The 15,461-nt window shown below is 73.1% G+C and carries 4 protein-coding genes; all 4 read right to left on the reverse strand.

Annotation, left to right across the window (positions count from 1 at the left end; translation table 11 throughout):
* Window positions 1-14: 14 nt before the first annotated feature.
* From ACFY0U_RS21525 to ACFY0U_RS21540, 4 genes are read right to left on the reverse strand one after another with little or no spacing between them, the layout of a single operon-like run.
* Window positions 15-7,727, reverse strand: a complete 7,713-nt coding sequence (locus tag ACFY0U_RS21525) for an amino acid adenylation domain-containing protein (protein ID WP_388638070.1) — start codon at window positions 7,725-7,727, stop codon at window positions 15-17.
* Window positions 7,724-12,109, reverse strand: a complete 4,386-nt coding sequence (locus ACFY0U_RS21530; RefSeq protein ID WP_388638073.1) for an amino acid adenylation domain-containing protein — start codon at window positions 12,107-12,109, stop codon at window positions 7,724-7,726. The genes ACFY0U_RS21525 and ACFY0U_RS21530 overlap by 4 nt, the downstream gene beginning before the upstream one ends.
* Complete coding sequence (locus ACFY0U_RS21535) at window positions 12,106-15,240, reverse strand: amino acid adenylation domain-containing protein (protein WP_388638076.1); 3,135 nt, start codon at window positions 15,238-15,240, stop codon at window positions 12,106-12,108. Before ACFY0U_RS21535 ends, ACFY0U_RS21530 begins: the two co-directional genes overlap by 4 nt.
* Window positions 15,240-15,458, reverse strand: a complete 219-nt coding sequence (locus ACFY0U_RS21540; protein ID WP_388638079.1) for an MbtH family protein — start codon at window positions 15,456-15,458, stop codon at window positions 15,240-15,242. Before ACFY0U_RS21540 ends, ACFY0U_RS21535 begins: the two co-directional genes overlap by 1 nt.
* Window positions 15,459-15,461: the final 3 nt, after the last annotated feature.

Here is a 15,461-nt window from a genome sequence, read left to right on the forward strand (position 1 = left end):
GTTCCTCCGCTGGTTCAGAAGTCGTCGTTCTCGAAGTCGTCGATGTCCTCTTGGGTCAGCTCCACCAGCGGGAGGTCGGACGGCGTCAGGCCGCCCGCCGGAGATTGCCCGACATGGCGTACGAGTCCGTGCAGGGCCCGTTCCCACAGGGCGAGCAGGTCGGTCGCCTCGGCCGTGGTCAGGAACGAGTCGGGCCAGGCGGCCGAGATGTGCAGGCGCAGGCCGTCGTCTGCCTCGACGGCGACGGCGTTGATCTCCAGCCCGAAGCGGGTGGGTCCCGCGAGGGGCAGCATCGGGGCTTCGGGCGCCAGGTCCCAGGGGTCGTCGGCGGAGGCCGACGCGGTGAACCGGCCGAGGTAGTTGAAGGCGATCTGCGGCTGCGGGAGCTTCTCCAGGCCGGCCGAGGTGTCGGGGTTGAGGTGGCGCAGCAGGCCGTAGCCCAGACCGCCGTCCGGTACGGCACGCAGCTGCTCCTTGACGCGCTTGAGTGCCGTGCCGGCCGCGGGGCCGCCGTCGAGCGCCTCACCGAGGTCCAGGGGGCCGGGGTCGATGCCGACCGGGTGGAAGGTGGTGAACCAGCCGACCGTGGCCGACAGGTCCACGCCCTCGGCGATGCCCTCCTCGCGGCCGTGGCCCTCGATGCCGACGAGCAGCGGGCGTCCCGTCGGGTCGCCGCGCTCCTCCCGCCAGGTGGCGGCCGCCACCGCGAGGGCGGTCAGCAGGACGTCCGGCACGGCGGCGTGGTAGGCGGAGGGCACGGAGGTCAGCAGCGGGCCGGTGATCCCGGGCGGCAGCACGAAGGTCCGCTCCCGCAGCGTGTCCCCGGGGTCGGGGGCGCGCTCGACGAGCGGCCGCCCGCTCTCCAACACCGCGGTCCACCACGGGAGTTCACCTACCCTCTTGCCGGCCTCCTCGCCCAGCAGCCTGCTCCAGGTCCGGAAGGACGTCCCGGTGCGCGGGAGGGCCTCGCCGGACTGCCAGGCCTCCGCCAGATCGGAGGTGATGATCCGCCAGGACACCCCGTCCACAACCAGGTGATGCGCTACGAGGAGCAGGCGCGCGGAGTCGGCGAACCAGACGGCCTGGAGCATGCGCCCGGACGCCGGGTCGAGTCGGGCCACGGCGGCCGCCAGCTGCTCGTGGACCTCCGCGCCCCGCACCTGGCTGAGCAGGTCCGCCGCCCGCAGGGTGCCCTCGGGGGGCACCACCAACCGGGTGGCGAGCCGGGCGCGCAGTATGTCGTGGCGGTCCAGCACCCTTTGCAGTACGGCGCTCAGGGTCTCGTACGTGAGATCCGGCGGCGTCACCAGCAGCACGGCCTGGGCGAGACCGTCGTAGGACCCCTCCGTCCACCGCATGATCGGCGTCAGCTCCACCTCGCCGACCGGCTCGTCGACGAGGCCCGTCTCGACACGTTCGGCGGCGGCCGCCGCTGCCAGGCCCGCCGGGGTGGGGGTCTGGAAGACCTGGCGGGGGCTGATGGCGAGGCCGGCCTTGCGGGCCAGGGTGACCAGACGGATGGAGACGATGCTGTCGCCGCCGAGCGCGAAGAAGTTGTCGTCGGCGCCGACCTGTTGCAGGCCAAGGAGGGACGCGAACAGCTCGCACAGCCGCCGCTCGCGTTCGTCGGCGGGCTCCCGGGCCGCGGCGGCGCTGCTCGTGGTCTCGGGCACGGGCAGCGAGGCGCGGTCGACCTTGCCGGAGGGCAGCAGCGGGAAGGCGTCCAGGACGGTGAGGGTGGCCGGGACCATGTGCTCGGGGAGGCGTTCGTGGAGCCAACCGGACAGGTCCGTGAGGTCGCCCGCGGCCAGGCAGTACCCGGCCAGGCGCTTGACGCCCGGGGTGTCCTCGCGGATCACCACCACTCCGCGCCGCACGCCCGGGTGCTGTTCGAGGATCGCCTCGATCTCCTCCAGCTCCACGCGCATACCACGGATCTTGACCTGGTTGTCGGCGCGGCCGAGGAACTCCAGGGTGCCGTCGCGCTGCCAGCGCACGAGGTCGCCGGTGCGGTAGAGGCGTTCGCCGGGTGGGCCGAAGGGGTCGGCGATCCAGTGGTCGGCGGTGCGGCGGGGGTCGTTGACATAGCCTCGGCCGAGGTAGACGCCGCCCGCGTACAGCTCTCCGGGCACGCCGACCGGGGTGGGCTGGAGGCGGTCGTCGAGGACGTAGAGGCGGGTGTTGCCGTTGGGGCGGCCGATGGAGACGGCGCTGCGGATGGCGCCGGTGCGGTAGACGACGTGGCTGACGCCGATGGTGGCCTCGGCGGGGCCGTACCCGTGGTACATGACCGCCCCGCTGGCGGTCCGGAAGCGGGCGAACAGCTCGGGGGTGAGCACCTCGCCGCCGCACCACACGTGCCTCAGCGACCGCGCCCGCCGGGCGAAGCCGTCGAGTTCGAGGAGCAGGTCGAGCATCGAGGAGACCAGGTAGGTGAAGGTCACCCGGTGGCGCTCGACGGTGTCCAGCAGATAGTCGACGTCCCGTTCACCGCCGGGCTCGGCGATCACCACGCGGCCGCCGTTCACCAGCGGCAGGAAGATCTCGTTGATGGAGATGTCGAAGCCGAGCGGGGCCTTGAACAGGGCCGCGTCGTCCGTCCCGAAGCCCAGCAGGCCGCGCTGCCACAGCAGCCGGTGCGCGATGGCCCGGTGCCGGATCATCGCGCCCTTGGGGACGCCGGTCGAGCCGGAGGTGTAGATGACGTAGGCGAGGCCCTCGGGGTCCACGGGGACGCGGGGGTTGTCGGTGTCCGTCACCGGGTCCCGCAGGTCGACGGCGAGGGCGGGCGGGCCGCCGGGGACGGCCGTTCCGAGCACCGCGGTCAGCCCGGCGTTCTCGCACACCTCGGCGATACGCCGGGCGGGCCAGGACGGCTCGAGCGGGACGAACGCCCCGCCCGCCTTGAGGACGGCGAGCAGGCCCACGACCATCTCGACGGAGCGTTCGAGGTGGATGCCGACACGGTGCTCAGGCCCCACTCCGAGTGAAGTCAGCTGCCGGGCCAGGGTGTTGGCGCGGGCGTTGAGCTCGCCGTAGGTCAGTGCCGTGCCGCCGGGGATGCCGTACTCCACGGCCGTCAGTTTCGGGGTCCGTGCCGCCTGTTCCTCGACCAGTGCGGTGAGGGTGGTGGACGGCATGGGGTGCGCGGTGTCGTTCCACTCCCCCAGCAACTGCGACCGCTCGCGTGGGGTGAGGATGTCGGCGGCGGCCACGGGACGGTCCGGCTCCGCGACGAGTTCGGCGAGCAGCCGGACGTACCGCTCGACCATGTCCTGTGCGGTCCCGGCGTCATACAGGTCCCGGCTGAAGACGAGGGAGCCGGTGAGCCCGCCGCCGTCGGGTCGCTCGAAGAGGTGGAAGGCCAGATCGGTCTTGGCGGTGTAGTGGTCGACGCGCAGCTCGTAGAGCGTGAGCCCGGCGAAGTCCCGTTCCTGGTACGGGGCTTGCTGGTGGGCGAGCATCACCTGGAAGAGCGGGTGGCGGCCCATCGAACGGGTCGGGGCGAGCGCGTCCACGAGCCGCTCGAACGACAGGTCCTGGTGGGCGTAGGCGTCGACGTCGGCCTCGCGGACGCGGGCGAGGAGGGTGCGGTACGTCGGGTCGCCGGAGACGTCGGTGCGCAGCACCAGGGTGTTGACGAAGAGGCCGACGAGGTCGTCGAGGGCGGCGTCGCCACGCCCGGCGACCGGCGTGCCGAGGGGGATGTCGTTGCCTGCGCCGAGGCGGCTGAGCAGGACGGCGAGGGCGGCCTGGAGGGCCATGAAGACGGTGCCGCCGGCCTCCGTGGCGAGGTCGCGGAGGGCGCGGTGGGTGTCGGCGTCGACGGTGAAGTCCGCCGCTCCGGCGGCGTAGGAGTGGACGGCGGGACGCGGTCGGTCCACGGGGAGCTGGAGTTCCTCGGGGAGACCGGCCAAGTGGCCGCTCCAGTAGCCCAGTTGCCCCTCGATGTCGGGCAGTTCCCGCTGCCAGAGCGTGTAGTCCGCGTACTGCACGGGCAGCGGCGGCCACTCGGGCGGCCCGCCTCGCAGCCGCGCCGCGTAGGCCGTCTCCAGGTCCGCCAGGAGGGGGTCCGCGGACCAGCCGTCCGTGGCGATGTGGTGGACCAGGAGGAACAGGACGTGCTGGTCGGGGGCGAGGGCGTACAGCGTGGCGCGTACGGGGATCTCGGCGTCCAGCGCGAAGGAGTGCGCCGCGGCTTCGCTCAGCAGCGCGTCGAGGGCGTCCGGCTCGGTGGGCACCACGTCGAAGGGGACGACGGCGTCCGCCACGACCTCCTGCCGGGGCACACCGTCCTCGTCCGGGAACACCGTGCGCAGTGCCTCATGCCGGCCCACGACGTCCTGGAGCGCCTGCCGGAGCGCGCCCGGGTCGAGCGGTCCGGTGAGGCGTACGGCGGTGTGGATGTTGTAGGTGGGGCTCGGTCCTTCCAGCCGGTGCAGGAACCACAGCCTGGCCTGGGCCGAGGACAGCGGGACGGAGTCCGGCCGCCGCGCGGGCCGCAGTGCCGGGCGCTGTTCGGCCGGGGACTCCAGCAGCGGGGCGAGCGCGGCCACGGTCGGGGTGTCGAAGACGGCGCGCAGCGGGAGCGCGATGCCCAGCTCGGCCCGGACCCGGGCGATCATCCGGGTGGCGAGCAGGGAGTGGCCGCCGAGGGCGAAGAACACGTCGTGGATGCCGACGGCGGGCAGTCCGAGCAGCTCGGCGAAGAGCCGGCTGAGGGCCGTCTCGGCGTCGGTGCGGGGTGCGGTGGCCGTGGTGAGGTGCGTGAGGTCGGGGGCGGGCAGGGCGGCGCGGTCCAGTTTTCCGTTGGGGGTGAGGGGCAGTTCGTCGAGGATCACAACCGCCGTGGGCAGGAGGTGGTCCGGCAGGGTGGTCCTGAGGTCCTGCCTGATCCGGAGCGGTTCGAGGTGGGCGCCGGGCTGCGGGACGGCGTACGCCACCAGCCGCGGCTCGTCCGCTCCGCGTACCGTCACGGCCGCCTGTGACACCCCGGGCAGCGCGGCCACGGCCGCCTCCGTCTCGCCCGGCTCGACCCGGAAGCCGCGGATCTTCACCTGGTCGTCGGAGCGGCCCAGGAATTCGAGCGTGCCCTGTGCGGTCCAGCGCACGAGGTCGCCGGTGCGGTAGAGGCGGGCGCCCGGCGGACCGTAGGGGTCGGCGACGAACCGGCCCGCGGTGAGGGCGGGGCGGCCCAGATAGCCGCGGGCCAGTTGCGTTCCGCCCAGGTAGAGCTCGCCGGGGACGCCCGGCGGTACCGGGCGCAGGGTCGGGTCCAGGACGAGGGTGCGGGTGTTCCACACCGGTCGGCCGATCGGTACGGAACCGGCGGCGGACCGGCTGCCGTCGGCGCACGACCAGGCGGTGACGTCGACCGCGGCCTCGGTGGGGCCGTAGAGATTGTGCAACTCCGTGCCGTCGAGCAGGCGGGTGAAGCGCTCGGCGAGTTCGGTGGGCAGTGCCTCGCCGCTGCACACCACCCGGCGCAGCACGCCGCGCACATCGACGGCGGCGGGGTCGTCGAGGAAGACCCGCAGCATGGAGGGGACGAAGTGGGCCGTGGTCACCCGCTGTTCGCGGATCAGCTCGGCCAGGTAGCCGGGGTCGCGGTGGCCGCCGGGGCGGGCGAGCACCAGGCCCGCGCCGGTGATCAGCGGCCAGAAGAACTCCCAGACGGAGACGTCGAAGCTGGCCGGCGTCTTCTGCAACACACGTTCCTCGGGGCCGAGTTCGTACGTCGACTGCATCCACAGCAGCCGGTTGACGATCCCGGCGTGCGGTACGACGGCTCCCTTGGGGCGGCCGGTGGAGCCGGAGGTGTAGATGACGTAGGCCGGGTGCTCGGGGCGCAGGGGCCGGAGGCGGTCGGCGTCGGTGACTTCGGTCGGGTCCAGGTGGGCGTACTCCGCCTCGGCCGGCACCAGGACGGGTGCCCCGTGGCCGACCTCGGTGCCCGCCAGGACCAGCGTCGGCCTGGAGTCCTCGACCATGTACGCCAGCCGCTCCGCCGGGTATCCGGTGTCCAGCGGGAGGTAGGCGCCGCCTGCCTTGAGCACCGCGAGCAGCGCCACCACCAGGTCGGGTCCGCGGTCCAGGGCGACGCCCACGAGGCGTTCGGGGCCGACTCCGCGGGAGATCAGCAGGCGGGCGAGGCGGTTGGCGCGGGCGTGCAGGGCGGCGTAGTCGAGCGTGTCGTCGGCGATGAGCGCGGGAGCGTCCGGGGTGCGTGCCGCTGGCTCGGCGAGGAGATCCGTGAGGGTCGTGTCGGGTACGGGGTGGGCCGTGGAGTTCCAGCCCTCCAGGACCCGGCGCTCCTCCGGGGCGGACATCAACGGGAGCCGGGACACCGCGAGTTCGGGATCGTGCAGGGCCGTCGCGAGGAGCGTCTCCAGTTGGCGCAGGAGCCGGTCGACGGTCTCCGGCGTGAACAGGCCCCTGCGGTAGGTGGCTTCGATCCGCAGCCGCCCCTCGGTGAGGAAGGCCTCCAGGGAGAGGTCGAACTGGGTGGTGTCGTTGTGGACCGTCTCCCAGGTGGCCGTCACTCCGGGAAGCCGTGGCCCCTCCAGTCCCTGGGTGAGGAAGAGCAGCATGACGTCGAAGTACACGGCACGCCCCGGGTGCCGTTCGGGGCGCAGCCGCTCCACGAGCCGGTCGAAGGGCATGTCCTGGTGGGCGTAGCCCTCGGTGCACAACCGGCGTACTCGCTCGACGAGTTCGGCGAAGTCGGGGTCGCCGTCGAGGTCGGCGCGCAGGGCCAGGGTGTTGCCGAAGTTGCCGATCAGCTTCTCCAGGCCCGGCAGGTCGCGGTTCATGACGGCCGAGCCGATGGGGATGTCGGTGGCGCCGGTGGTGCGGTGCAGCAGGGTGGCCAGGCCCGCGAGCAGCACCATGAAGGGCGTGGCGCCCGACTTCTTGGCGAACTCCGTGAGGTGCTCGGTGACTTCCGGAGCGAAGGTGTGGAAGCGGCGGTCGCCCTGTGCGGTGGGGTGGGCGGTGCGGGACGCGTCGACGGGCAGGGCGAGCGGCCGGGGTGGTGGGGTCAGGGCCGTGCGCCAGTGCCGGAGGTGCTCGTCGAGCCGTTCGTCGGTCCAGGTGTCGCGTTGCCAGACGGCGTAGTCGGCATACTGGGCGGGCAGCGGTTCGACGGCGTCCGGGGCCTGGTAGAGAGTGCTCAGATCGCGGGAGAGGGCGTTGAACGTTCCTCCGTCCCAGGCGATGTGATGGACCGTCAGGACAAGGGTGTGGTCGTGTTCCGCATGCCGGATCAGTACCGCCCTCAGGGGGTGGTCGGCGGCCAGGTCGAACGGGGTCGCCGACTCGGTGCGGGCCAGTTCGGCGGCGCCCTCCAGCGGCAGTTCGGCGGTGCTGAACCGGACCTCCGCGACCGCGTCGACGACCTGTTCCGGGGTGCCGTCCTCGCCCACCGGGTAGCGGGTGCGCAGGATCTCGTGCCGGGTGACCAGTCCCTGGAGGGCGGTGTGCAGCCGGGCCGGGTCCAGCGGGCCGCGCAGACGGATGGCGAGGCAGACGTTGTAGGCGGGGCTCGCCGGGTCGAGCTGCTGGAGCAGCCACATCCGGGACTGGGCGTACGACAGCGGCAGGCGCCCCGCGTCCGCGGGCCGGCGCGGGATCCGCTCGGAACGGTCGGCCGTGTCGGCGAGGCCCGCGTTCTCCAGGCGGCGGCGCAGCAGTTCGCGCTTGCGGGCCGCCAGGTCGGTCTCGGTCACTGGTGTCCGCCCTTCAGGAGCAGGTCGAGGGAGGTGCCCCACAGCTCGGCCAGTCGGCCGATCTCCGCCTCGGTGAAGAGCCGTTCGGGCCACAGCCAGCACATCGTGAGGACCCCGTCCGTGATCACCGCGTCCACGGCCAGGGGGTAGGGAGTCGGCAGCGAGGGGTCGGCCGCGCTGCCGATGGCTCCGGTCTCGGGGGCGCCGGTGAACAGGGCGCTGTCCTGCCGCTCGCCCAGGGTCATGCGGCCGAGGTAGCTGAAATGGATCTGCGGCTGCGGCAGTTCGGCCAGTTCCGTGGCGGTCGCCGGGTTGAGGTGGCGGAGCAGCCCGTATCCGATGCCCTTGTCGGGCAGTGCGGACGGTCGTCGGCCGGGTTCCAGCCGTACGGGGTAGACGGTGGTGAACCAGCCGAGGGTGCTGGACAGGTCCGCGCCGGGCAGGAGTTGTTCCTCGCGGCCGTGGCCCTCCAGGGCGATCAGCACGCTGTCGTCCTCCGTGGGGCGGGCGGCTTCCCGGCGCCAGGCGGGGACCGCGTGGGCGAGGGCCGCCAGCAGGACGTCCTGCACGGCGGTCGTCGGCGCGGGATGGTCCGTCCAGTGGCGGCGGATCGTGGCGCGGGTGTCCAGGGCGGGGTCCAACGGGGCGGCGCCCAGGGGTGGTTCGGGTCGGTCCAGGACGGTCTTCCACAGGGCGAGTTCGTCCGTGCGCCGCAGGGCCTCCTCGTGCAGCGCCGTCGCCCATCCCCTGAAGGAGGTGCCGCGGGGCGAGAGTTCCCTGCCCTCCCAGGCCGCCGCGAGGTCGGCCACGAGCACGCCCCACGAAGCCCCGTCCGTCACCAGGTGATGCAGGACGACGAGCAGCCGTCCCTCACGATCGGGCCCGGCGTCGAACCACAGGAACCGTGCCACCGCCCCGGTCGCCGGGTCGAGTTCGGCCACCAGCTCGTCGAAGGCGCCGGGCACGTCCGGCTGTTCGGCGTACTCCCGTCGTCGTACGCACTCCTCCGCACGGACCGCACCCGCCGGTGCCGTGTGCAGCCGCCACGCTCCGGCGTCGGTCTGTGTGAACGTGGCGCGCAGCAGGTCGTGCCGGTCCAGGACGGCCTGGACGGTCCGGTGCAGGCGGTCGAGGTCCGTTCCCACGGGCGTCCGCAGGAAGCGTGCCTGGCTGACCCGGCGGAACGGGCCGCCCTGCTCGGTGAGCCAGGTCAGCATCGGGGTGAGCGGGATGTCGCCGGTGCCTGCCTCGGGGTCGCTCTCCCCGGGCTCGGCCGCGGTGCCGGTGCGCTCGGCGAGTTCGGCGACGGTGGGCGCCTCGAAGATGTCCCGGGGCGAGATGGCCAGCCCGGCGGCGCGTGCCTGGCTGACGAGCCGCATCGACACGATGCTGTCGCCGCCGAGCGCGAAGAAGCTGTCGTGCACCCCGATCGAGTCCAGGCCGAGGACACCGGCGAACAGGGTGGCGAGGCGCTGTTCGGCCGCGTTCCGCGGTGGCTCGGCGGCCGGTCCGGCGGAGCGGGACGGGGCGGGCAGGGCGGCGGTGTCCAGCTTGCCGTTGAGGGTGAGCGGGAAGCCGTCGACCGGGACGAAGGCGGAGGGCACCATGTAGTCGGGCAGGGCGGCGGCCGCGTGCCGGCGCAGCACGTCCTGCGTGACCTCGGCCTTCGTCACCACGTAGGCGACCAGGCGCCGCACCCCGGGAGTGTCCTCCCGTACGACGACCGCGGCGCGCTCGACGCGCTCGTGCTCCAGCAGGACCGCCTCGATCTCGCCGGGCTCGATGCGATAGCCCCTGATCTTGACCTGGTCGTCGATCCGGCCGAGGCACTCCACCAGGCCGTCCTCGGTCCAGCGGGCGATGTCCCCGGTGCGGTACATGCGGGCACCGGGCCGGTCGTCGAAGGGGTCGGCGACGAAGCGGCTCGCGGTGGCGCCCGCCTGTCCGAGGTAGCCGCGGGCGAGCCCGGCGCCCGCGACGTACAGCTCGCCGTCGACGCCGACGGGTACGGGGCTGAGGTGTCCGTCCAGGATGTACAGCGTGCCGCCCGCGACCGGTCGGCCGATGGCAGGCCGCTCGCTCAGCGCGAGGTCGCAGTCGGCGGAGTCGACCGTGCACTCGGTGGGTCCGTACAGGTTGTGCGCGGCCAGCCCGTCCGTCTCCCGCAGGATCCGCCACAGGTCCGGCGGCACGGCCTCGCCGCCCACGCCCAGGACCTTCAACTGTCCCTGCCAGTCCCCGCCTTGGGCGACCAGTTCGCCCAGCAGGGACGGTGACAGCTCGATGAACTCGATGCCGTGCTCGGTGAGGAAGCCGCGCAGGGCGTCCTGGTCGCGGCGCACCTCCTCGGGCACGAAGTGGAGTTCGTGCCCGGCGAACATCCACAGCATCGGCTGCCACGAGGCGTCGAACGCGGTCGGCCAGGCGTGCCCCACCCGCAGCGGCCGCCCGCCGACCGCCTCGGAGGCCGGTGTGTGCAGGGCGGCGTGGTGGGCGGCGAAGAGGTTGGCGATGGCCCGCTGCGGCACCACGACGGCCTTGGGGCGCCCGGTGGAGCCGGAGGTGTAGATGACGTAGGCGGGATGCTCGGGGAGCAGGGGCGCCGGGCGGTCCTCGTCGGTGAGGTCCGAGCCGTCCGTCTCCGCCAGCCGCCGCCGGGTGGCCGGATCGTCCAGCAGGACCGCCGAGTCGAGGGCCGTCTCCGCCGTGGCCGTCTCCGCCGTGGCCAGCAGCGCCACGGGCCGCGCGTCGGCGAGCATCCCGGCGATCCGCTCCCGCGGCCAGGCCGGGTCCAGCGGCAGATAGGCGGCGCCCGCCTTCTGGATCGCGAGGATCGCGACCATGGTGTCCGGGGTCGGCGGCAGCGCGAACGCCACGATCCGCTCGGGACCTGCGCCCCACTCCACCAGCAGCCGGGCCAGTCGGTTGGCCCGTGTGTTCAGCTCGGCGAAGGTCAGCCGCCGGCCGGCTCCCACGACCGCGATCGCGTCCGGAGTCAGGGCCGCCTGCCGCTCGAACACCGCGGGCATGGTGGTCTGCGCGGACGGCGGCCGCTCCCCCACACCCCCCGCGAGCAGCGCGGCCCGCTCCTCGGGCACGAGGACGTCCAGAGCCGCCAGCGGGGTGTCGGGCGTCGCCACGACCGCGTGGACGAGCCGTTCGAACCGTCCTGCCAGGGTCTCGACCGTGGCCCGGTCGTACGCGTCGGGACGGAACTCGAAGATCACTTCGAGGTGGTGTTCGTCGAGGACGGCCAGCGTCAGCGGATAGTGGGTGGCGCCGGAGCCCTTCACATCGAGGATCCGCAGTCCGGCGAGCGCCTCGGCCTCCGCGACCGCGCCTCGGTCGATGGGGTAGTTCTCGAAGACGAGCAGGGTGTCGAAGAGGTCGCCGGACCCGGCCAGCCGCTGGATCACGGTGAGGCCCAGATGCTGATGGTCCATCAGCCAGGCCTGTTCGTCCTGGAGTCGCCGCAGAAAGGCACCGGCGTGCTCGCCCGGCGGGACGGTCACCCGCACCGGCACGGTGTTGATGAACAGCCCGATCATGGCGTCCGCACCGGCGAGTTCGGCGGGCCGCCCGGCCACGGTCGCGCCGAAGACCACGTCCTCCCGGCCGGTCAGCCGCGCGAGGAGCAGCGCCCACAGACCCTGAATGACGGTGTTGACCGTGACCCCGTGCGAGCGCGCCACCTCTTTTACTGACGCGGGTAGTTGAAGGGTGTGCAGCTCGGGCTGCACCGGGACCGGTCCGGGGGCCGTGGGCGCCAGGAGCGTCGGGGTGGCCCCGGCGAGCGCCTGTCGCCAGGCCTGACCCGAGGTCTCCCGGTCACGTGACGCCAGCCAGGCGAGGAAGTCCCGGTAGGGGCGTACGGCCGGCAGGGGCGCGGCCCGGTCGGGGGCGAGCTGGGCGGCGTACAGCTGGAGCAGCTCGCGTACGAGAAGGGGCACGGACCAGCCGTCGAGGAGCAGATGGTGGTTGGTGAGGATGAGCAGCCAGCGGTTGTCGCCCCGGTCGACGAGGGTGAGCCGGAGCAGTGGGGGGTCGGTCAGGTCGAAGCGGGCCGTGGCGCCGGCGACCAGCGCGGCTTCCTGGGCCGCGTCGGCCTCGGTCCAGTCGACGGTGACCTGCTTGAGGACCACCTGGACGGGGTCGTCCAGGTCCTCGTGGAGGAAGGCGCTGCGCAGGTTGGCGTGGCGGGCGAAGAGTTCCTCGGCGGCCGTGCGCAGCAGGTCGGGACGCAGCGGTCCCTCGATCTCCACCAGGGACCGCATGGTGTAGATGTCCTGGGCGCCCTCGTCGAACAGGGAGTGGAAGAGCAGGCCCTGTTGCAGCGGGGACAGCGGCAGGACGTCCTCGACCAGGGAACCGTCGTCGCTCATCGGGTTCTCCACCTCGCCTTGACGTTGTCGAGCTGCGACTGGCTGAGCGACACCAGCGGTGCGGTGGTCGCGGTGAACTCCTCGGACCCGGCGCCGGATTCGGGCAGTGCCGCCGCCAGGCCGGCCGGGGTGCGGTGGGTGAACACGTCCCGTGGGGAGAGCGGGAGCCCGGCTCTGCGGGACCGGTCGGCGAGTCGTACGGAGACGATGCTGTCGCCGCCGAGTTCGAAGAAGTCGTCGTGCACACCGGCCCGTTCGAGCCCGAGCACCTCGGCGAACAGTCCGCACAGCACCTTCTCCGGTTCGGTGCGCGGCGGTTCGTAGGTGCTCGCGTCGGCGAAGTCGGGGGCGGGCAGGGCGCGGCGGTCGAGTTTGCCGCTGGGGGTGAGCGGCAGGGCGTCCAGGACGACCACGGCGGACGGGACGAGATGACCGGGGAGGCGTTCGGTGAGGGCTCGTCGGAGGGCGACGGGGTCGGGGGTGGCGCCGGGTTCCGGTACCACGTACGCGACCAGCCTGAGCGGTGCCGGACCGTCCTGTCGGGCCACCACCGCGGCACGGCTCACTCCCGGCAGGGCGCGGGCCGCCGCCTCGATCTCTCCCGGCTCCACCCGGAAGCCCCTGATCTTGACCTGGTTGTCGGCCCGGCCGAGGAACTCCACCGTGCCGTCTGCCCTCACTCTGGCCAGGTCGCCGGTGCGGTAGAGGCGACTGCCGGGCGGGCCGAAGGGGTTGGCGACGAATCGCTCGGCGGTGCGGCCGGGTTGGTTCAGATAGCCGCGGGCCAGTCCGTCCCCGGCGAGGTACAGCTCGCCGGTGGCCCCAGTCGGCGAGGGGCGCAGGAACGGGTCCAGGACGTGGACGCGGGTGTGGGCGATGGGCTGTCCGAGCGGGACCGGCCCGTCACCGCCGTCGTGGACGTGGATCAGGCTGTCGCCGGCCGCCTCGGAGCAGCCGTAGAGGTTCACCAGCCGGGCCCGCGGCCAGCGTTCGGTGATGGTCCGGGCGAGTTCGCCGGTGAGGGGTTCGCCGCTGGACACCCAGGTGCGCACGGAGGCGAAGGCGCCGGGCGGGGCGGATTCCACCAGGGTGGTGTAGAGGCTGGGGACGGCGGTCAGGAGGGTGGCCCGGTGGCGGTCGGCCAGTGCGGCGAGTGCGGTGGGGTCGCCGGTTGCCTCGTCGTCGGCGAGTGCCACGGGGTCGCCCGCGACCAGCGCGCCGAGCAGTTCGGTGAGGCCGTCGATGAAGCTGATCGGGCTCTTGGAGACGCGGATGCCGTCGTCCGTCAACTCCCGGCCCCAGGCGAGGCGGTTGGCGAGGGCACGTTGGGTGCCGACCACGCCCTTGGGGCGGCCGGTGGAGCCCGAGGTGAAGATGACGTACGCGGGGTGGTCGGGCGACAGGGGCGGGTGTGCTCGCACGGCGGCCTCGGCGTCCGGCGGGCAGAGCAACTCCTCGCTGACACCCGGGAGTTGACTGTGGGCGATGACCAGGTGGGGCTCGGCGTCTTGGAGCATCAGGGCGATGCGGTCGGGCGGGTATCCCAGGTCGACCGGCATACAGGCCGCGCCGGCTTTGAGCACGGCGAGGAGGGCGGTCACCAGGTCGGGGCCGCGCGGCAGGGCGACGGCCACCACGGACTCGGGCCCCGCGCCGCGGACGGCGAGGGCGGCGGCCAACCGGTCGGCTCGGGCGTCGAGTTCGGCGAAGGTGATGACGGTGTCGCCGTGCAGGACGGCGGGGGCTTCGGGGGTGCGGGCGGCCTGTTCCGCGAAGAGGGCGCGCACGGTGGTGGCGGTGTGCTCGACCGGGCTCTCGACGGGAGGCGGCGGGCCGAGGCGGGCGACGGGAGAACCAGGGTCCTTGATGAACGCCGTGATCAGTTCCCGGAGTTGGTCCGCGATGTCCTCTACCGTGCCGCGATCCAGGGCGGACGGCTGATGGCTGAAGGTCAGCGTCAGCCGGGTGCCGGGCAGGGCCGTGAGGGTCAGCGGGTAGTGGGTCGCGTCCCGGACGGACACGTCCGTCATGCGAGGGCCGTCGAGGGCGCGGGCGATGCCGTCGTCGTCGATCGGGTAGTTCTCGAAGACCAGCAAGGTGTCGAAGAGCACCGGGTGGCCGGCGGCGCGCTGGATGTCGGCGAGGCCGAGGTGGCGGTGGTCCAGGAGGGCGGACTGCTCGGACTGGAGACGGAGGAGGAGGTCCGAGAGAGGTTCCTCCGGTCGTAACCGCACGCGCACCGGGAGGGTGTTGATGAAGAGGCCGACCATGGACTCGATGCCGGGTACGTCGGCGTCGCGGCCGGAGACGGTGGCGCCGAGGACGACGTCGGTGCGGCCGGTCAGTCTGCCCAGGAGGATCGCCCACAGGCCCTGGAGGGCGGTGCTGACCGTCAGTCCGTGGGTGCGGGCGGTGGTGGCGAGCGCCTCCGTGTCCTGCTCGGAGAGCTCCAGGACGAGCCGTTCGGGCTGCTCGACGGGGTGTTCGCCCGGTGCGACGAGTGACGGTTCGTCAAGTCCTTGGAGGGCGGCCCGCCATGCCTCCTGCGCGGCCTCGCGGTCCTGCCGGGACAGCCAGGCCAGGTAGTCGCGGTAGGGCCGTACGCGGGGCAGGGCCGTGGGGTCGCCGGCCGAGGTGTAGAGCTGGAAGAGCTCCCTCACGAGCACGGGGGCGGACCAGCCGTCCCAGAGCAGGTGGTGGGAGGAGAGGACCAGGCGGTGGTCCTGGTCGCCGAGGACGGCCAGGCGGAACCGGAGCAGGGGCGGGCGGGCCAGGTCGAAGGGTTCGTCCAGGTCCCGCTCCAGCAGTCGGTCGAGGGCCGACTCACGCTCCCCGGGCGGCAGGGCGGACAGGTCGTCGACGTGCCACGGGACGGTGACCGCGCTCCGGACGACCTGGACCGGGCGGCCGGAGCGCTGGGTGCGGAACGCGGCGCGGAGGTTGGCGTGCCGGGCGACCAGGGCCTCGGCGGCGGTGCGCAACCGGCCCTGGTCCAGGGGTCCTTCGAGGCGGATGACCATCTGGCCGGTGTAGACGTCCCGGGCGTGTGTGTCGTACAGCGCGTGGAAGACCATGCCCTCCTGCATGGGCGACAGCGGGAGGACGTCCTCGACGCCCGGGCGGGCCGCCATCAGGACCCGGCCGCGCGCATGGCCTCGGCCAGGCTGCGCGGGCGCATGTCCGTCCAGTGCCGCTCGATGTGCTCCAGGCAGGCGGCCCGGGTGTCGGGGCCGTGCACGCTCTCCCAGCCGGCGGGGACGGGGGCGAAGTCCGGCCAGAGGGAGTACTGGCCCTCGTCGTTGACCAGGACGCGGAAGACGCCGTTGTCGTCGTCGAAGGGGTTGGCCATGGC

It is taken from the genome of Streptomyces sp. NPDC001536 (assembly GCF_042894505.1).
In the GTDB taxonomy this organism is placed as follows: Bacteria; Actinomycetota; Actinomycetes; order Streptomycetales; family Streptomycetaceae; genus Streptomyces.

Excerpts from the sequence above, each read along its gene's own strand:
- ACFY0U_RS21530 (WP_388638073.1), bottom strand. The coding sequence starts at position 12,109 with ATGAGCGACGACGGTTCCCTGGTCGAGGACGTCCTGCCGCTGTCCCCG.
- ACFY0U_RS21535 (WP_388638076.1), bottom strand. The coding sequence starts at position 15,240 with ATGGCGGCCCGCCCGGGCGTCGAGGACGTCCTCCCGCTGTCGCCCATG.
- ACFY0U_RS21540 (WP_388638079.1), bottom strand. The coding sequence starts at position 15,458 with ATGGCCAACCCCTTCGACGACGACAACGGCGTCTTCCGCGTCCTGGTC.